This is a genomic window from Virgibacillus dakarensis (assembly GCF_900155625.1).
Lineage (GTDB): Bacteria > Bacillota > Bacilli > Bacillales > Amphibacillaceae > Lentibacillus_C > Lentibacillus_C populi.
The window spans coordinates 1805577-1825006 of sequence record NZ_LT732553.1 but is presented as its reverse complement, the minus strand read 5'-3'; the positions used below and the strand labels follow the sequence as shown (position 1 = coordinate 1825006).

The 19430-nt window shown below is 40.3% G+C and carries 18 protein-coding genes; 12 read left to right on the top strand and 6 right to left on the bottom strand.

Annotated elements, in window-relative coordinates:
• Positions 1 to 76 precede the first annotated feature (76 nt).
• Positions 77 to 1198, top strand: a complete 1122-nt coding sequence (gene ald, locus CZ382_RS09180; protein ID WP_088050868.1) for an alanine dehydrogenase — start codon at positions 77 to 79, stop codon at positions 1196 to 1198.
• Positions 1199 to 1720: 522 nt separating this feature from the next.
• Here ald and CZ382_RS09170 read toward each other — a convergent pair.
• Complete coding sequence (locus CZ382_RS09170) at positions 1721 to 2818, bottom strand: M24 family metallopeptidase (protein WP_088050866.1); 1098 nt, start codon at positions 2816 to 2818, stop codon at positions 1721 to 1723.
• Positions 2819 to 3106: 288 nt separating this feature from the next.
• Here CZ382_RS09170 and CZ382_RS09165 point away from each other — a divergent pair, with 288 nt between their 5' ends.
• The 9 genes from CZ382_RS09165 to CZ382_RS09125 all read left to right on the top strand — a co-directional run bounded on the left by CZ382_RS09165 (position 3107) and on the right by CZ382_RS09125 (position 10925).
• The gene (locus tag CZ382_RS09165; RefSeq protein ID WP_088050865.1) at positions 3107 to 3619 is read left to right on the top strand and encodes a DUF4178 domain-containing protein; all 513 of its coding nucleotides are present in this window, start codon (positions 3107 to 3109) and stop codon (positions 3617 to 3619) included.
• 13 nt (positions 3620 to 3632) lie between these two features.
• Positions 3633 to 4301: a PspA/IM30 family protein gene (locus tag CZ382_RS09160; RefSeq protein WP_088050864.1), complete on the top strand. Its 669-nt coding sequence runs from the start codon at positions 3633 to 3635 to the stop codon at positions 4299 to 4301.
• 291 nt (positions 4302 to 4592) lie between these two features.
• A complete protein-coding gene (locus CZ382_RS09155; RefSeq protein WP_088050863.1) occupies positions 4593 to 5264 on the top strand; it encodes a DUF4247 domain-containing protein in 672 nt (223 codons plus the stop codon).
• Between the two features lie 14 nt (positions 5265 to 5278).
• Complete coding sequence (locus CZ382_RS09150; protein ID WP_088050862.1) at positions 5279 to 5674, top strand: DUF350 domain-containing protein; 396 nt, start codon at positions 5279 to 5281, stop codon at positions 5672 to 5674.
• 119 nt (positions 5675 to 5793) lie between these two features.
• Positions 5794 to 7344 (top strand): polyamine aminopropyltransferase, encoded by a 1551-nt coding sequence (locus CZ382_RS09145; RefSeq protein WP_088050861.1) that lies wholly within the window; start codon positions 5794 to 5796, stop codon positions 7342 to 7344.
• A 70-nt stretch (positions 7345 to 7414) separates the two neighbouring features.
• Positions 7415 to 8095: a metal-dependent hydrolase gene (locus CZ382_RS09140; protein WP_088050860.1), complete on the top strand. Its 681-nt coding sequence runs from the start codon at positions 7415 to 7417 to the stop codon at positions 8093 to 8095.
• A 236-nt stretch (positions 8096 to 8331) separates the two neighbouring features.
• Positions 8332 to 9075, top strand: a complete 744-nt coding sequence (locus tag CZ382_RS09135; RefSeq protein ID WP_088050859.1) for a prepilin peptidase — start codon at positions 8332 to 8334, stop codon at positions 9073 to 9075.
• Positions 9076 to 9318: 243 nt separating this feature from the next.
• On the top strand, positions 9319 to 9546 hold the full coding sequence (locus tag CZ382_RS09130) for a hypothetical protein (protein ID WP_088050858.1): 228 nt from the start codon (positions 9319 to 9321) through the stop codon (positions 9544 to 9546).
• Positions 9547 to 9617: 71 nt separating this feature from the next.
• A complete protein-coding gene (locus tag CZ382_RS09125; protein WP_088050857.1) occupies positions 9618 to 10925 on the top strand; it encodes a DRTGG domain-containing protein in 1308 nt (435 codons plus the stop codon).
• Positions 10926 to 10968: 43 nt separating this feature from the next.
• Here CZ382_RS09125 and CZ382_RS09120 read toward each other — a convergent pair whose 3' ends face one another.
• Positions 10969 to 11268 (bottom strand): YtpI family protein, encoded by a 300-nt coding sequence (locus CZ382_RS09120; protein WP_088050856.1) that lies wholly within the window; start codon positions 11266 to 11268, stop codon positions 10969 to 10971.
• A 111-nt stretch (positions 11269 to 11379) separates the two neighbouring features.
• Between CZ382_RS09120 and CZ382_RS09115 the strand changes: the two genes are divergently transcribed.
• Positions 11380 to 12330, top strand: coding sequence for a DHH family phosphoesterase (locus CZ382_RS09115; RefSeq protein WP_088050855.1), 951 nt, complete (start codon positions 11380 to 11382; stop codon positions 12328 to 12330).
• Positions 12331 to 12393: 63 nt separating this feature from the next.
• Here the strand turns inward: CZ382_RS09115 and CZ382_RS09110 are convergent, their stop codons facing one another.
• From CZ382_RS09110 to CZ382_RS09100, 3 genes are all read right to left on the bottom strand, one after another.
• Positions 12394 to 12591 carry a hypothetical protein gene (locus CZ382_RS09110; RefSeq protein ID WP_088050854.1) on the bottom strand — a complete coding sequence of 66 codons (198 nt, stop codon included), beginning with the start codon at positions 12589 to 12591 and terminating at the stop codon, positions 12394 to 12396.
• A 307-nt stretch (positions 12592 to 12898) separates the two neighbouring features.
• On the bottom strand, positions 12899 to 13402 hold the full coding sequence (gene ytrI, locus CZ382_RS09105; RefSeq protein WP_088050853.1) for a sporulation membrane protein YtrI: 504 nt from the start codon (positions 13400 to 13402) through the stop codon (positions 12899 to 12901).
• Positions 13402 to 13731 carry a YtrH family sporulation protein gene (locus CZ382_RS09100; protein ID WP_088050852.1) on the bottom strand — a complete coding sequence of 110 codons (330 nt, stop codon included), beginning with the start codon at positions 13729 to 13731 and terminating at the stop codon, positions 13402 to 13404. The genes ytrI and CZ382_RS09100 overlap by 1 nt, the downstream gene beginning before the upstream one ends.
• A gap of 317 nt (positions 13732 to 14048) precedes the next feature.
• Between CZ382_RS09100 and dnaE the strand changes: the two genes are divergently transcribed.
• On the top strand, positions 14049 to 17408 hold the full coding sequence (gene dnaE, locus CZ382_RS09095; protein ID WP_088050851.1) for a DNA polymerase III subunit alpha: 3360 nt from the start codon (positions 14049 to 14051) through the stop codon (positions 17406 to 17408).
• A gap of 135 nt (positions 17409 to 17543) precedes the next feature.
• On the opposite strand, the gene CZ382_RS09090 is transcribed toward dnaE, so the two are convergent.
• The gene (locus CZ382_RS09090) at positions 17544 to 19262 is read right to left on the bottom strand and encodes an IS1634 family transposase (RefSeq protein ID WP_088049902.1); all 1719 of its coding nucleotides are present in this window, start codon (positions 19260 to 19262) and stop codon (positions 17544 to 17546) included.
• Between the last annotated feature and the right edge of the window lie 168 nt (positions 19263 to 19430).

Here is a 19430-nt window from a genome sequence, read left to right as displayed (position 1 = left end):
TGATACAATGGAAGTGCTTTCATGTTAGTTGTAAAACAGATAGGAAATATTACTATTTTTAGGGGAGGCTTTTACAATGAAAATAGGGGTACCAAAGGAAATTAAAAACAATGAAAACCGGGTTGCCATGACACCAGCTGGCGTTGTCACATTAAAAAATGCTGGCCATGAGGTATATGTGGAAACGGGAGCAGGGTCAGGCTCCAGCTTTACCGATGAACAATATGCGGCTGCAGGTGCTATTATTACGCCAACAGCAAAAGAGGCTTGGGCACAGGAAATGGTCATGAAAGTAAAAGAACCGCTTCCTGAGGAATATGAATATTTTTATGAAGGACTTATTTTGTTTACATATTTACATTTAGCAAATGAACCAGCGTTGACAAAAGCAATGATTGATAAAAAGATCGTTGGAATCGCTTATGAGACCGTGCAATTGCCAAACCGGTCGCTACCATTGCTAACACCGATGAGTGAAGTTGCCGGCCGAATGGCAGCGCAAATTGGTGCGCAATTTTTGGAAAAATCCAAGGGTGGCAAAGGTATTTTACTTGCAGGGATTCCCGGGGTAAAGCGCGGAAAGGTAACGGTGATCGGTGGTGGTGCGGTTGGAACAAATGCAGCTAAAATAGCAATTGGTCTTGGCGCGGATGTTACGATTATTGATTTGAATCCGGAGCGTTTGCGGGAGCTTGATGATTTATTTGGTTCGTCCGTTAATACGGTGATGTCCAATCCGATGAATATTAGTGAAGCGGTTGCCGAATCGGATCTCGTTATTGGGGCTGTCTTGATTCCTGGCGCAAAAGCACCAAAGTTAGTGACAGAAGATATGGTACAGGCGATGCCAAACGGATCCGTTATCGTTGACGTTGCCATTGATCAGGGCGGGATTTTCGAAACAAGTGACCATGTAACAACGCACGATAACCCAACATATACGAAGCATGGTGTTCTACATTATGCGGTAGCAAATATGCCTGGAGCTGTTCCGCGCACATCAACAATTGGCCTGACAAATGTCACTGTTCCTTATGCATTACAGTTAGCTAATAAAGGCTACAGGCAGGCGTGTCTGGGTAATCAGGCATTGCGCAAAGGAATTAATACGTTAGACGGGTACGTGACATATCAGGCGGTTGCAGAATCGCATGGCCTGCATTATGATTCTGTCGATGCATTATTGGAAAAGGAATAACGAATATTACGAAATGTAATTCCAGCATGAGGGAATTATGTGTACAGAAAAATAAGCTTGGCTTGAGATGATAACTGTTGCAGCAAATTTTGCATTGTGGAAAATTTGCTGTTTTTTAATATGTCTAGGAAATTATAAAATTTTTATGCTGTGAATAACTGTGCGGCCGAATCGGCCACGTCCAGCTCCAGCGCCCAGCGGCTAGTATGCTTCCTTCACCTTCGTACGATAAGTCAACATCGACTCCCTTTGGTCGTCGTGTTTCCTTTATCTCCTACGGCTCAGTCCAGCATATACGCCGCTAATCGGGCGCTTGCGCCTTTGTTCTTGGGTTTTTGGAGGAATGCTGAAGTTTTGGGAAATGTGCTGAAGTTTGGCCGAAGTTAATGAACTGGGACTGAAAAATGATGAAGATTCTTGGAAAGTGCTGAACCAAGCCAGAAATTCGCTGAACCCCTTGAGCAAAACCTGCCACGACATAAAAAAGAGGCGAATCCATCTCAGGATACAACCTCTTTTCAATTACTCTATTATTTGCAGTTCCTTAGGTGACTTGGTTAACTGTTCCGGTCCCTTAGCTGTCATGAAGATCATATCCTCAATTCGTACGCCCCCAGTATTTGGAACATAAATTCCCGGTTCAATTGTGAAACACATACCCTCTTTTAGAGCCAACTCGTTTTTACTATGCATCGATGGGTATTCATGGGTTTCGATCCCTAATCCGTGTCCAATTCGATGGGTAAAATATGCCCCATAACCGGCTTGTTCAATATGTTCACGTGCAGTTAAATCAATTTTTCCGACGGGTGTTCCTATACGAGATGCTTCGATTGCTTTTTGTTCAGCCTGAAGTACCGTATTGTAGATGGTTTTCTGTTCATCCGTGATCGATTTATATGCAACGGTTCTGGTAATATCAGAACAGTACCCTTCAAAAATAACACCAAGGTCAAACAAAACCAGATCGCCTTTTTCGATCGTTTTCATTCCAGGATTGCCATGTGGGGAAGCGGTTTGTGCGCCGGACAACGCCATTGTGGAGAAGGACATCCCTTGAATGCCCTGCTTTTTCAGTTCGTATTCAATTTTGGCGATAATGGCTAATTCACTAACACCTTCCTGGATAGCATTAATCCCTGTTTCAATACCAAAATCTGCAAGCTGTGCTGCCTGTTTCAATAACGTGTATTCTTTTTTGCTCTTGATCACACGTGAATCGGCCAGAATTTCCTTTGCATCAACCAGACTTGTCTGCGGCAGGATCCGTTGCAATGCTTGAAATCGCTCCAGGGTAATCTGATCATATTCAATTCCGATTGATTGTGGAGTGTTTCCGGCATCGTCAATGAAATTTCGTAATAGCTGCCATGGATTCTCATCATCGTTGTATCCTAAAATTTCAAACCCCCATCCTGCCCGTTTGGCGTCCGGTTTTTCCATTGCCGGCACAATTAACAAAGGGTCATGAAAGCTGCTTACATAAACACCAATGACCCGTTCGTGAGGATCCGTATAATAGTTACTTAGGTAATAAAAATTGGCAGCAGATGTGACAAACATCCCATCTAAATCCTGCTCTTTCATTTTTGCTAAAAGTGTTTCGATTCGATTTGTCATGATTTCACCTCAAATACGTAATATATAAATAGTGTTCAAAAGGAGGATAACAAGAACAGCTTCGTTAGACGATGAGTGAACGGTGTCAGTTGGAGACTACGATTGCTATCGTCAACAAAAGGGATGTTCTTATTTGCTGGACTTTTTGAACTTCCATTATAATGTAAGTATACCAAAATTCATTTTGATTCATAAATGTTTAGGATTTTGATAAAAAAATTGAAACCTATGCAATCCTGGTTCGTAATACCTAACAAACAGGATTCTTTATAGATAAGAGGTGAGATGATGGGGCTATTTGGTAATCTGTTTTCAAAAACGCAACAAGCTAAAACGGCACCAAAAGAACGAACACCGTTAACCATTAAAGTTGGCGATATTGTGACCTTTGATTTGAGAGATTATGAAGTAGTTGGCAAAATTACGTATCGTGACGGCGGTTATGAATGGTTTGGTTATCAATTGGTGGAAGGCCATGATACAATATGGTTATCTGCAGAAATGGATGAAGAATTGGAGTTAGGTATTTACAAAAAGATCAAGCTGCCGGTTACGAAGCCATATCCAAATGAATTAACGTGTGAAAACAAGCGATACTACTTGGAAGAACGTGGCACAGCAAGGGTTACCGGTGAAGGTCGGAGTGCCAATCTTCAAGGGATCGAAACGGATTATGCAGATTACAGTGATGAGGAAGAAAAGCACTTTTTAAGTCTTGAATCCTGGGGAACAGAAATTGAAGCAAGCTATGGTTACCCAATCGAAGCATATGAATTAAAAATTTTAGCAGGATCAAAATAGAGGAGGAGTAAAAATGTTTAAATTTTTTAAACGTGTATCAACCGTAGTAAGTTCAGAGTTAAATGCGTTACTTGACAAGGCAGAAGACCCGGTGAAAATGCTGGACCAATTCATGCGGGATATGGCAGAAGATATCCGTGAAGTGGAGGCAGCAGTAGCAAAACAAATTGCCAATGAAAAAATGCTGAAGCGGAAAGCCGATGATGCACAAGCACTTGTTGAAAAACGCCAAAAGCAAGCGGAACAAGCAATTGAAGCAGGTAATGATGATCTCGCCCGCCGTGCATTACAGGATAAAAATGAACATGAAAGCCAAGCGCAAACTTTAAAAGAATCTTGGGAACGTGCGAAAAGTGATGCGGAAATTTCCCGGAATAAGCTGGATGAGATGAAAAAAGAGTACCAGGAAATGAAACTGAAAAAGGATTCCCTGCAAGCACGGGCAGAATCAGCCAAAACACGGACAAAAATGAACCGTACCATGTCTTCCATTGGCGGTGATGAGTCAAGACAAGGCTTTGAGCGAATGGAAGAAAAGGTACTCCAGTTTGAAGCAGAGGCTGAAACAAGTGAGGACTTATCACGTGCCAGCCGTACATTGGACGACGAATTTGAAGAATTGGAAAACAATAATGTTGATGATGAATTAGCTACGCTTAAAAAGAAAATGGGTAAAGCGTAATTTGACGTAATAGAACAAAAGCGTAAGCGCCCGGTTAGCGGCGTATGGACTGGACTGAGCCGTAGGAGATAAAGGAAACACGGTGAGCTGGAAGCGAACCGATGTTGACTTATCGTACGGAGGTGAAGGAAGTCCATTAGCCACTGGGCGCTGGAGCTGGACGTGGCCGATTCGGCCGCCCAGTTATTCACAGCATAAAAATTTTAAAAATTCCTAGACACAGAACAAACAGGGACAGGGATATCTGAATAATGGCCTGTCCCTCATTCTTGAGATGAAGGGGGAATCTGTTTGCGAAAGAAGTTGAGTGTTTTTGTTGGATTATTATTGATTATGCTAATAGCCACTTCTTGCTCATCCCCTTTCCAAGAGTTTTCTAACCGAGGCATGTCGGAGGAAGAAGTAACGATAACAACTGATGATATTCCAGAAGAGCCGGATAAACAAGAACTTATATCTAAAATTAAAGGAAATACAAGTGAACAAATAGATGATGTGATTGAGGCAAACTTTTCGTTAATGGATGTTGTTTCCGGAGAAGGGAATCAGCATGCAGAAATTTACGCAACGAAACGTTTTGCATTATCGGAACTTGCAACTGTCCTTATTGACGCGATGGAGCCGGAAAAGGCTAGTGAGGTAAAGGATAATCAGCAGATTTTTATTTATCCGGATCACTTTGTTACTTTAAAGGAAAGTGAAGAGGATGACAATGTTTTACTGATTGAAGTTGCGGAGGATGAATTTGTCCGGAGAAATTATTCACCAAGCTTTTTAGGTACATATTTTACATTTAGGCTTCTAGATAGTTTGTTTGGTAATAATTGGAGTAATAGAAGGGCAGAAACGTGTCGAGCGGGTGACTGTTACGGTGGATATACCGGGAAAGGCTATTATCCGGACGGAAAACCAAAACGGGGAAATACAACATTTAGAGGCGGCGGACCTGGAGCAGGAAAATAAAAGGAGTTGGTGGAATGGGACCATTTATTGCGACATTTATTTATTTTGTAATCTCAGTTGTTATTGTGTTAATTGGTTTAGTGATTTTTGAAATCCTAACGAGAAAATATAAAGATATGGATGAAGTACTTAAAGGAAATCAGGCAGTAGCATTATCAATTGCCGGCAAAATCATTGGTATTTGTATCATTTTAGCATTCGCGATTTATCATAGCACCGCGATTTATGAAACACTTATTTGGGGTGTATACGGTATTCTTCTGCAAATGATTGCTTATTTGTTATATGATTTGTTTACGAGGAAATTCTCGGTTGAGGAGCAATTGCTGAAAAATAATGTTGCGGTCGGGATTATTTCCATGAGTGTTTCGATCGGACTGGGCTTTGTTATCGGGGCATCAATTACATAATAATGAAACTTCATAGGTGGAGGTATTATTACCAAGATGCTAGATAAAATATAGAGATAAAATTGCGGTCTGCCATGTGCATGACCGCATCGTTATTTATAAAGTGTGGAGTGGAACAGATGAGTGAACAAGCCATCAGGAAAAGCAAGCTAATTTATTGGTCGTCGGGGATCGTATCGATTTGCGGGATCATTTTTGAAGTATTGTTCGGGGCATTAGGTTCTTACATATTAGGTGACGGGGTAAAACAATACACATTAACGATCTCGTTGTTCTTAACCGGAATGGGAATTGGAGCAAGCTTAAGTGAACGGGTAATGAAAAATTTAATTATTACCTTTATTTGGATTGAGTTTGGGGTAGCGATCATTGGCGGTTTCTCAAGCTTTACTATGTTTGGGATCACAGCTTTTGCCCCAGACGGAACAGATGCCTTTTATTTGTATTTGATTACGTTTTTAGTTGGTGCTTTGACAGGTGTTGAATTGCCAATTCTTATCCGGAAGGCAAATGAGATTGGAGTAACATTAAATAAAAGTACTGCACGTGTGCTATTTTCCGACTATGCTGGCGGACTTGTCGGCGGATTATTATTCGTATTTCTCTTACGTCCACAATTTGGCATGGTCAAATCAGCATTTTTAGTCGGTTGTGTAAATCTGATTGTAGCCTTAATTGTTTTATGGCTGTTCAGGAAAGAAATCCGGTCCTTTTTACTGCATGCGATAGTTGGGGGAGCAATTGGTATTTTATTGATCGCCGGTTTGTTTTTCGGGGAAGAAATGGCATTTACATTTGAGCAAAAGCTTTACCACGATCCGATCATTCATATGGAAGAAAGCAACTATCAAAAAATTATTCTAACCCATGATCAGGGAGACACAAGGTTGTATTTGGATGGCTCCTTGCAATTCAGTTCAGCTGATGAGTATCGTTACCACGAAGTGCTGATTCACCCTGCAATGGGCTTTGCCAAATCGCACGAAAATATTTTAATTTTGGGTGGCGGGGACGGAATTGCTGCCAAGGAAATTTTAAAATATAAGGATGTAGGGAAAATTACCCTGGTTGACCTTGATCCGGCGGTAATTGAACTGGCAAAAACAAATCGGCAATTGCTGAAGCTGAACGAAGGATCATTATCAAATGACAAAGTGGAGGTTCTCAATCGGGATGCCTTCCAATTTTTAGAGGGTTCAGATGAATGGTATGACGCTATCATTGTTGATCTGCCTGATCCGAATAATGAAAGTTTAAATAAACTATATACGAAGGAATTCTATTCCCTTATACGGAACCATTTAAAACCGGACGGGACAGCTATGATTCAATCCACAAGTCCGGTATTTGCAACCGAAGTATACTGGACCATATCAAAGACAGTAGAATCAACTGGTTTACATGTCAAAAACTTGCATGTTGATGTACCAAGCTTTGGCAATTGGGGCTTCGTGATGGCTAGCAGAAAGGAAATTCATTTGGATAAGATTGAGATCCCCGTTTCAACCCGGTTTTTAACAACGGATATGCTGTTAAGCTTGACTGATTTTGGTAAGGATGAAGATAATGAAATTATAAATGCCGATGGGAACATGGTTGAATTACAGCCAAATACGTTAATCGATCCAAATCTTATCCAACTATATGAAAATGCATGGAAAAACTACTAAACGGGTAGAGGATATAGGTAAGTTTTATCGAATATAATACAGTAGAAGAATTTTGAAAGGGGCGAGAAGAATGAAATTATCATTCCATGGACAAGCAGTTGTAAAGGTTGAGACGGCGGATCATACCATTTTGTTTGATCCGTTTATCTCAGGTAATGAGAAGTGCGATTTGAATGCTGACACAGTTAAGGCGGACGTCATTTTGCTGACCCACGGGCACAATGACCATGTTGGTGACACGGTGGAAATCGCCAAGCGGAACGATGCGTTAGTTGTTGCGCCGAATGAGCTGGCGAATTATTTAGCTTCCAAGGGGCTGAATACACATCCAATGCATATTGGTGGTGCACATGAATTTGATTTTGGTAAGGTGAAGTTCACTCAGGCATTTCATGGATCATCTTATACGGAGGAAGATGGAACGATTATTTATACTGGTATGCCTGCGGGGATATTACTGACTGTAGAAGGAAAAACGATCTATCATGTTGGAGATACAGGGTTATTTTCGGATCTGAAATTAATTGGCAACAGAAATGACATTGATGTTGCCTTTGTTCCAATCGGTGACAATTTTACAATGGGACCGGAAGATGCGTTAGTTGCAGCAGATTGGATCCAGGCAAAAACAGTCGTTCCGATTCATTATAATACATTTCCGGTTATTGAACAGGATCCGTATTCTTTCGCTCGTGAAGTGAAAACCGGAAAAGGTATAGTGATGGAGATTGGCGGAGAGATGGAATTATAATTAACCTTAGCAGAATGCACCTCATTTGGAGGTTGTATTCTGCTAAAGGTATGCTCCTATTTTTCTGTTGAAAATTCAGATAAAACTAGTAGATTTTTATTAATCTTTATACTATAATAGGACAAAGTGTGATTATAATTTAACGCTTGTAAAGTTAGGAGTAGTATAACCAACTAACCTTTCCCGATATCGAAACAAGTTTAGCGTAATTTGTATATTCCCCAAGGAGTAAAAAAATGACCACTTTATTCTTCTTGCTTGGCCTCATCTTCGGTTCATTCTTTAATGTTGTTGGTCTGCGTCTGCCACAAAAAATACCTTTTTCTAATGACCGATCCGTTTGCCCGCAATGTAACCACACATTATCCTGGTACGAGCTCATTCCAGTTTTATCATACATATTGCAAACTGGTAAATGCCGGTATTGTAACGGTGAAATATCACTAATTTATCCTGTAACTGAATTATTAACTGGGGGTTTGTTTGCCTTTAGTTACGACTTGATTGGTTTCAATCTGGAACTAATCGTTGCAATTCTGTTGATCTCCATGCTCGTAATTATTTTAGTTTCCGATATTACTTATCTGCTGATCCCTGATAAAGTTTTGCTATTCTTTCTGCCAATATTTATCATCATCCGTATCATCCAGCCGCTTGATCCATGGTGGTCACCAATAGTCGGTACAATCGTGGCGGTAGTTATGATTACCGCTGTTATCATCGCAAGTCGTGGTGGCATGGGAGCAGGGGATATGAAGCTGTTTGGAGTGCTGGGGGTCATTTTAGGGACTAATAAGGTAATCCTGGCATTCTTCCTATCGTGTATAACCGGGGCAACTATTGGTATGGCACTTATCCTGTTTAAACGAATTAGCCGGCAACAGCTGGTGCCATTCGGGCCTTTTATTGTCGTAGCGGCTGTTATTACTTATTTTTATGGGGATTCTCTATTAAACTGGTACTTCAATTTTCTTTTATAGGCGGTTGACCGCGATAGCTCGGGAAGTATGGGCAGAGAGCGATCGTCAATAACGTACTCGCTTAAACAGGCCGTGTGCGAGAGTGAAAATGGCAGTGACTTCTGTAATTAATAGAATTTGAGCGTCTATTCTTGTCGTCTGCCTTCTATTAAAATCCAAAGAATGGTTTCTTGTTTTCTGATTCCCACTCCATTAAGCATGAATTTTTTTTCGCATCATAAGCTGAATAATGGAGGTGATAAGATGCGGCACTATACTGTATTACGTTTATTATTAGCTTGCTTTTTTCTTTATTTTGCTTGGCCGCTTATTCCCCAGGCAGCATCTCAATTGGAAATTGTTTTCTGGGGCATCTGGCTGATCTTTCTTCTACTTGTAGTTGGTGCAAATCTTGCTACACTTTTACGAATGACCAGCCCACCGGTTATGGAACAGGAACGCGTTAGAAGCCGGGAAACGGTTAATCATTGAGGTAATCGGCAATCATCTGTATAATAAAGTCAATAATAAAAGACTAGTACAGTTGAAAGTCGGTGAGTGAGTTGGCAACAAAGCATGAGCAAATATTACAGCACATTATGTCTTTAGGTATTGGTAAAAAAATCTCCGTACGGCAAATTGCCAAGGACTTAAATGTAAGTGAGGGTACGGCATACCGTGCAATAAAAGAAGCGGAAAGCCAAGGATTGGTCAGTACAATTGAACGTGTCGGTACGATAAGAATTGAACGGAAGAAGAAAGAAAACTTTGAACGGTTAACATTTGCCGAGGTTATTAACATTGTTGATGGACAAGTTCTGGGAGGGCGCGAGGGGTTACACAAAACGTTGAACAAATTTCTTATCGGTGCCATGCAGCTCGATGCTATGATGCGTTATACGGAAGCCGATTCACTCCTGATCGTCGGGAACCGGGTGAAAGCACATGAATTGGCGATAAAGGAAGGTGCGTCCGTACTGATTACGGGGGGGTTTGATACAGCCGATCATATTAAACGTCTGGCCGATGAGAAACAAATTCCAATCATGTCAACAAGCTATGATACGTTTACCGTTGCGGCAATGATTAACAGAGCGATATATGATCAGCTAATTAAAAAGGAAATAGTTTTTGTTGAAGATATTTCTACGTCGCTTGACCATTCTTTCTTTTTATACGCGAAGGATCCACTGGAACGATGGTATGAGCTTAATGAGATGTCAACCCATACAAGGTTTCCGGTTGTAGATGAAAAGAATCGGGTGATCGGAATGGTAACGTCCAGAGATATTATCGGAAAAAAACGTGTGATGCTGATCGAAAAAGTAATGACAAAGAATCCGACAGTTGTCCAGGCGAAAACGTCTTTAGCTTCTGTTGCCCATATGATGGTTTGGGAAGGAATCGAGTTGGTTCCAGTTGTTAACCAATCTTATGAGCTGCAAGGAATCGTTTCCAGGCAGGATGTGTTGAAGGCATTACAGCAAATTCAGCGACAGCCGCAAATCGGGGAAACGATTGATGATATTGTCTCTTCAAATATTAACACTGTGGAGGGTGATCATACGATTTTCCAAGCTGATGTGACTCCGCAAATGACAAATCAGCTGGGAACGTTATCTAATGGTGTTTTTACCACGTTAATGACCGAAGCAAGCAGCCGATTGCTTCTGCATGCTAAAAAAGGGGATCTGGTCGTTGAAAATATTACAGTATATTTTTTAAAACCGGTTCAGATTGACAGCAAATTAATCATCAAACCAACTTTACTGGATGTGGGAAGGATTTACGCAAAAATAGATGTTGAAGTGTATAATGAGCAGAAATTAGTTGGCAAAGGACTGCTGATGGCGCAATTAATTGATCGTTGATGGGTTTTAACCAAAAGAAGCTGGCTGTTCCCAGGTAGCCAGCCTAGTTTTCTTTCGGATATAAACGTCTCCATTCATTTCGATAATGTTTCGTTTCTTTGATACCACGGATTAATTGCATACCGCCAAGTATGACAAATACAATTCCAATAAATAATGAAAGTCTTGTTTCATAGTATAAATACTGATTGATTCCAAAAACAAGCACAAATATACCAAGACATATTCTTGACTTGGCGTGAAAATAGTGTTGCGTTAATTTGTCTTTGCTTCTTGAAATGGCTACCCAGTAGTAAACAAATAAAACAAACGAGAGCACAATAATAATCGGGAAAATAACCATAAATTCTCTCTCCTGTATAGATTTCATATGTTATAATGAGACATTATCTATTGTAACTCGTTTAAATGAATTAAGCTAGAAGAAACCATTTATACAGATAGGAGATAAACAATGACTTTCGATAAAATAATCCAAGCCATAAATGACCATAATACGATTATCATTCACCGGCATGTAAGACCAGACCCTGATGCATACGGGTCACAGGTAGGACTGTGTGAATTAATCAAACAAACTTACCCTGACAAGCATGTATATGTTGTTGGCGAAGAGGATCCATCTTTACGTTTTTTAGCTCGAATGGATACGATTGATGACAGTGTATACCATGGGGCACTTGTGATTGTATGTGATACAGCGAATACGGAGCGGATTGATAATGAACGGTATAAAAAAGGCGAGCTGCTGATTAAAATTGACCATCATCCAAATGTTGACCCGTATGGTGATGTTATGTGGGTGGATACCGGTGCAAGCTCGACAAGTGAAATTGTTTACGATTTTTATTTATATGCGAAAGAAAAAGGCTATCAGCTGAATGATGAAGCAGCAAGACTTCTTTATGGAGGGATTGTCGGGGATACGGGGAGGTTTCTATTTCCAAGTGCAACCAAAAAGACGTTTCAATATGCAGCAGAGCTTGTAACATATAACTTCGACCGTACAGCGCTGTATGATGGAATCTATCGTATTGATGATAATGTTGCCAGGTTAAAAGGTTATATCCTGCAAAACTTTACCTTGACACCATCCGGTATGAGCACCATAAAATTATCAAAGGAATTATTAAATGAATATCATATGAAGCCGATAGAAACAAGCCAAATAGTTGGTGTATTAGGTGATATTGCAGGAATTAAAGCATGGGTTATTTTTATTGAAGAAGACGATTTAATCCGTGTCCGTCTTCGTTCAAAAGGGCCTATTGTGAATACGATCGCGGCTAAGTATGATGGTGGCGGACACCCGATGGCGGCAGGCGCATCCGTTGCAAAGTGGGAGGATACGGAACAGGTCATTCAAGATCTTGATGAGGCATGCAGGAATTATCAAGGAAAATAATAATGTGCTGTTTTCCGGTGGAGAGGAAAACAGCACATTCAAATACAACACTTGCACGGTTGGCTAGCTGCTAATCTTTTCCTGAAGTGGCATGAACCAGCATCCGGTATTTGTTTGATCACAATGTACATGTAAATGGTATTTCGCAATATCGCGTTTAATTAAGCGTATAAGCTCACTCGATTCGGCATATACCGTTTGACCGGATTTTAGCTGATTGATTTTTTCGTCTCTAATTCGGCTTTGTGGCATGATAAGCATGCAAACCCACTCCTTCCAATGAATTAGTATATGAAAGAAACTACTGTAAGTGAACCTTTGATCGACTACTTTTCTATATGAGGATGTTCAAAAAGTCCGGTGAAAATGACACTTCGAATTTCTTCGTTGGCTTGTTTCTCCGCTGCTCATGTATCTAATTGCATACATTCCGCTACTCGAAACTACGCCGCCTCGAACTTCTCGGTCCTTTTCATCCTCCTTTTTGAACACACTCTATATATATATTATATTAAAAAGCAGCAATTCCTACTATAGATTTTTGGAAAATTTCACAAAATAGCCATGTTTAGCTGGAGGTTTTTGCTTCAACCTCTATTTTTACCGTTTGCGTAATTGCTATTTTTGTTACCGTAAAAGAATAAGTGAAGTCATTAATGGCAAATTCCTTATTTTCAATGGTGGAAGTTAACAGCTCACTACTTTCATCAATAATACGGACTTCCTGCCCGATAATTTGGTTTATTTCCGCCTTAATGATGTCTTCCATTTGATGGGCTGTCAGATGATCCAGTTTTAAATTCTTAGCATTTGTAACAGTTACTTCAATTGATTCAACAGTTAATTCCTTTTTGTTTTTTTCGTCCAAGTCTTTTTTATCCTTTAACAGTGCATCGTTTTGATTTTTTAAATCCGTTACTTGTGACTTTAATTCCAGGTTATTCTCCAGCAACCGTTCGTACATGGTGTTATACATATAGGCAAAAACACAGTAGGCGATAACAGCCCCAATTAGTGCCCCCACGAAAAAACGCTGCCAGATTGCTTTTTTATGATAGGGAGGAATATGCATCAGGTTACATCCTCCTGAATAAACCAGCTGATTAAAATAATTGCTGTTTTGACACCGCCCATTGCAGATAAAATGAGTAAAATTTGCTTGAATACATCGATTGCCTGTCCGTCCAGTCCTTTTTCAAAGTTGGCAATTGCATCGAATGTACCGCCAATCGCTGCAACGATCGCCCAAACACGTAAACGTTTCGCAATTTGTCCCATTGCAGAAAACGGGGCTTCACCTGTTGCAAATGAGCCAATACTGCCGATAATCGCCCCGCCAATCAGGACACCAAAGGCAATGAAATAACAATGTATGAATGAAGCAATAAATCGTTCTTCCATCAATACGCTCTCCTTTATGGCATACTTCTCACATTATATGTTTGACTGGGACAAGATATGTTTCCTGCGTGGTAGTTGTGTTTATCCCGTATTAACGTCCGGTAAAACCCCACCCCAAAAGTAGAGCGGTTTATATAGATTATAGGTGGGGGGTAACAGCCTGATTAAAGGATCAAAGACTAATAACGCCACGCCTTTTTTTGATCGGCGTCAAGGGGGCCACACTAACATTCATTCGGGGGGAGAAAACCCCAATAAATGAAGTTTTACTTTCTGTCAGTTATAATAAAATATGGAGAAAGAAAAGGCGGGATCCTATGGCAGCTTTTACACATTTACAGGTGCTGAGCGGATATAGTTTGATGAATAGTACGATAACCGTAGATAAATTAGTAAATAAAGCAAAAGAGCTGGACTTTCAGGCGCTTGCGCTAACAGATGAGCAGGTGTTATCGGGTGTAATCCCCTTCTACAAGAAATGCAGGCAAGAAGGGATAAAGCCGATAATTGGAATGACGGTCTATGTCAAAAGCGATGAGCAACGGGAAGATACGTGTATTTTACTAGCTAAAAATAATCAAGGCTATCAGCAGCTTGTTAAGCTATCATCCTATATTCAAACAAACCAGTATGATGCAATTGAAAAACAAAACCTGCAAAAGTTCACAACGGGAATAATCGGTATTTTTCCAGCTACAAATGCAAAACTGAAATCATTAATTCAGTCTGAATCACATGAAGAAATAAGCGCATATATAGATACATGGAAAAACTGTTTTGCTGCTAATGATTTTTACCTGGGAGTTGCAGATCACGGCGGGAGGGAAGAAAAAGAAATAAATGCATCGCTTAAAGCTTTTCAGAACCAAGGTCCGTTACCAGTCGTTGCGATAAATGATGTACGTTATTTGGATGCAAAAGATGATATCGCCTATGACTGCTTACAAGCGATGAAAGTTGGCAAGCAGTGGGAACAGCGAATAACCGATCCCTCTATAAAGCAGCATCATTTACGTTCAGAGACAGAAATGGAAGTCGCTTTTCAAGACTGGCCGGAGGTTTTAAAGGAGACAAAACAGATAACCGAAGCATGTACAGTTACCTTTGATTTTCATGCGCGCATGCTCCCCTCATTCCCCGTTCCAGAACAAATGGATGCACATACGTATTTAGAAAAACAGTGCTGGAATAAGCTGGAACATAAATATAAGGAAATAACAGAGGATATTGCCGGTCGGCTGGCATATGAACTACAGGTCATTAAATCCATGCAATTTAGTGATTACTTTTTGATTGTCGCCGATTTTATTGCCTTTGCCAAGAACAATCATATTATGGTGGGACCGGGAAGGGGATCTGCTGCCGGATCACTGGTTGCCTATGTTTTAGGGATTACGGAGGTTGATCCGCTTAAATATAATTTGTTGTTTGAACGGTTTCTTAACCCGGAACGAGTTACCATGCCGGATATCGATGTTGATTTTTCCGATCACAGGCGTGATGAGGTAATTGACTATGTTCGCGATAAGTATGGTACAGAACACGTGGCACAAATCATTACGTTTGGCACGTTTGCTGCCCGTTCACTTGTAAGGGAATTAATTAAAACGATCGGAATTGATCAGCAGGATGCCCAATTTATATTGCGGGAAATCCCTGTCAATACCCATAAATCTATTGTGGACTATGTTCGGGAATCAGCCGATTTAAAGCAATATATTAAGCAATCGAATAAACTTAAGGCTTTATTTGCGATTGCAGCCGTACTGGAAGGCCTGCCACGGCACATCTCAACACATGCGGCCGGGGTTGTTATTAGTGAAAAGCCGCTAATGGAGCATGTTCCATTGACGGTTGGCGCAAATGATACAAGGTTAACACAATATTCGATGAACAATTTGGAGGCAATCGGGTTATTAAAAATCGACTTTTTAGGTTTACGTAACCTGACCCTTCTGGAGCGGATTGTTCAAACGATTCATTATACAGCAAAAGAGACGATTGAGCTGGATAAATTACCGGAAAATGATGCTGCTACTTTTTCGTTATTGCAAAAAGGGATGACAAATGGTGTTTTCCAGTTGGAATCACAGGGTATGAAGGAAGTTCTGACAAGATTAAAACCGACATCGTTTGAGGATATTGTTGCAGTTAATGCCCTGTACCGTCCAGGTCCAATGGAATACATTCCTGTCTACATTGCCCGGAAGCACAAGCAGGAGAGAGTGGTCTATCCACACCCGGATTTAGCATCGATTATGGAAAATACGTATGGCGTCCTTGTTTACCAGGAACAAATTATGCAAATTGCTCATAAGATAGCCGGGTTCTCACTAGGTCAGGCAGATATTTTGCGGAGAGCAGTCAGTAAAAAGCTGGATTCGGTCATGGCTGAACAGAAGGAAGCATTCTTAAAAGGATGCTTGGCAAACGGGTATGAGCAATCAGTTGCTGAAGAAATCTTTGCCTGGATCGTTAAGTTCTCTAACTACGGATTTAACCGGAGCCATGCTGTAGCCTACAGTATGATCGCATATCAGCTTGCCTATTTAAAAGCGCACTATCCGGTTAGTTTTTTTGCAGAAATATTAAGTTCGGTTGCAAATCAGCAGGATAAAGTACTAGCCTATATGAAAGAGGCAAAAACGTTTCAACTGACCGTATTAGCCCCTTCGATTAATCGAAGCTTTGGAAAATATTCTGTAGAAAATAACAACATCCGTATGGGACTGCTATCGATCAAAGGGATTGGCAATCAAGTTGTCAAGGAAATTGTGCGGGTCAGGAAGCAAGGCATGTTTAAAAACCTATTTGATTTTTGCATGCGTATCTCGCTACGTATTGTTAATCGGCAAGCACTGGAGCTGCTTATACTGGCAGGGGCATTTGATGACACGTACGCCAACCGGGCAAGTCTTTTGGCATCAATCGATCAGGCATTGGAGCAAGGGGAGCTGTTTCGTGAATTTCGTGACCAGCCCTCGCTGTTCCATGACAAAATTGAACTTGAAGCAAACTATGTAGAAATGGAAGATTTCACTGTCATGAGGAAATTGGCAGATGAAAAGGAGCTGCTGGGGATTTATGTTACGAGCCATCCATTAACCGCCTATCGTACAGCGCTCCAGCACCATCATTATATGACAATGACTAATGCGAAACAAATGATCGGGAAGCGTAATGTAAAAAGTGCTGTAATTGTTCAGTCGATCAAAACAATCCGCACCAAACGTGGTGATCCGATGGCATTTATCACAATTGGGGATGAAACGGATGATCTGGAGGCGGTTGTTTTTCCTGACGTTTTCCGCCAGGCTCGGTCACTGCTTGAAGAAGAAAAACCCATTGTTGTCAAGGGGAAAATGGAATCAAGAAACAACCGGGTCCAATTGCTTGTGTCAGAAGTGCAGCCATTTGCCGAGGATAAAATAAAGCTAAACCGGCCGGAACGATTATTTATAAAGGTAAGCGAGCAAAATAGTGGCGAGGCATTAAAAAAGATTAAAGATACTGCCCATACATTTCCGGGCGGCACGCCAATCATCATGTATACGGTTGAGACAAAGAAAACATATCAGTTGGCAAGCACGTATAATGTCCATCCCGAACCTGAATGTATCAATGTTTTAAAATCTTATTTCGGGAATACGAATGTAATCTTAGAAGAGCAAAATTAACTTGCTTTACTTTACACCATATTGCCATCTGTTATAACCTGAATTTTGCAGTTGAATTGATGAAAAAACAGCCTTGAATCTATGTGAATACTGGTTTCTTGGCTGTTTCTGTTTGTCATAAAGTTGTTGTGTTTTCTACCCCTTTTTGACCTCACCTAAAATTTTTTTAATTTCCCCTAGAGACATGTATTTCTTCCCAAAATCTAAATTTAATTCTTTTCCAATAGCTGCAAGTATTTCGTCATAATGATCAAACAGATAGTAATTTTCCTGGATATGGCTACACGATGCCTTTTTCAGGCTTTCTATTATAGCTGTAATGGAATGTTTTCCTTTCAGGCGATGTTCCAGTACCCGTGCAATTACGAGTGATACGAAACAAGTAAGGAAATGGGCTTCAATATGTTCCGGTCTTGATAGGTATACCGGTCGGCTTTCCAAATCGCTTTTAGTCACTCTGAATGATTCTTCTATTTTCCAGAGACCTCTATATATTTCAATGATTCGCTCATCCGATTCTTCAAACTCACTGGTTATGATGGCATAATAACCGTCAAATGCTTCTTCCTTTCTTAGCTTTTCTTCATCAAGAAGCAGTGCCTCTTTGGCATCTTTCAGTATCTCGCCTGTTTTCTTGTCAAAGGTCAAATTTTTCACGTATTTGGCAGCACCAACAGATGTCGCCTTATTAAACCTAGAAGGAGAATCGATAAGATCTTTCGCCTTTTTCAGCGCAGGAGCACGATCTGCTTTTGCTTTCTGTGCATATTTTTCGCTATAGAAAATAACTTGTTTTTCATCGACTCTTTTCTTCAGTTTCTTCCCATTTCTTGATGTGACGGTAATCTCTCGTGGATAGAGCCTTGATTTGATTTTGAAACCTTTACCAATAGTGCGGTAATTATTCTGATCAAGGACATAATCTTTGAATTTCTTATTGGCACCACGGACAGAATAACTAAGGACGTATCCATTTTTGGCCGAAAGGGTGTACCAAATATTGTCACCAGTAGTCATTCCTTTATCTGCCACTACAATTGTCCGACCAAGTGAGAAATGACGTTGGATATTTCCAAGCATCGGGATTAACGTTTGTTTGTCAAGCATGTTTCCTGGATGAAGACCGTATGTAATGGGAATACCGTTCGTGTCTATAAATAATCCCATCTGAACAATTGGATCGGGGCGGTGTTCTTTAGAAACTCCCTTTTTTCGTAAATCATCAGGATCATCAATTTCAAAGTAATAATTTGTCACATCATAATAGACAAGGCTTGTATTTCGGTCATATTGTTCCTTTATCCGTTCATGAATCCATAATTGTAGTGCATCTTTATGTTTGTTGAAGAAGGGTAAGCACCGATAGACATCATCCAACGAGAAATTAGTATTTTCAAAGAACGTGTCCTTGTTTTCGTATGTTTTCTTTTTGGAGCCAGGATAAAGTAATCGGGCAAATACAAGAAGTTTCATAATGCTGTTCGCATCGTAGCCACTTTTGATATGGCGCTGACGATTTGTAAGAAAGGTATGGATGCCAAGCTCGTGATAGATCTTACTTAACGCGGCATAGCCAAAGTTCTTTCGGTTGGATTCATCCTTTTCGAGCCTATCCTCATTACTGACGCGAAAGGTCATCGTGAACTTATCTTCATTTTGTTGTTGATTCATCTGTTTTACCTTTGTTTCAAAAAAGGCAATTGGATCATCGTACTTTTTTTCCAATTCATCAAGATACCCAAGGGATTCAATCGTTTTGGACTTTGATTTTTTGGTAACCTTGTCACGATAGCCATGAACAATGGACAAATAAGTACGACCCGTTCTTTTGTTTTTCACTTTTTTGAGAAACATCCACGCACCTCCTTCTTGTCGATTCCTTATGTATACTACCATTATATCGTTATATACAACCATAGTCAACATAAATATGACAATAAAATAAAATAAAAACACCCGTAATCATCAATAAAATCAATGATTACGGGTTAGCGATTGATTAGAGGTTCTGCAAAACTAGGG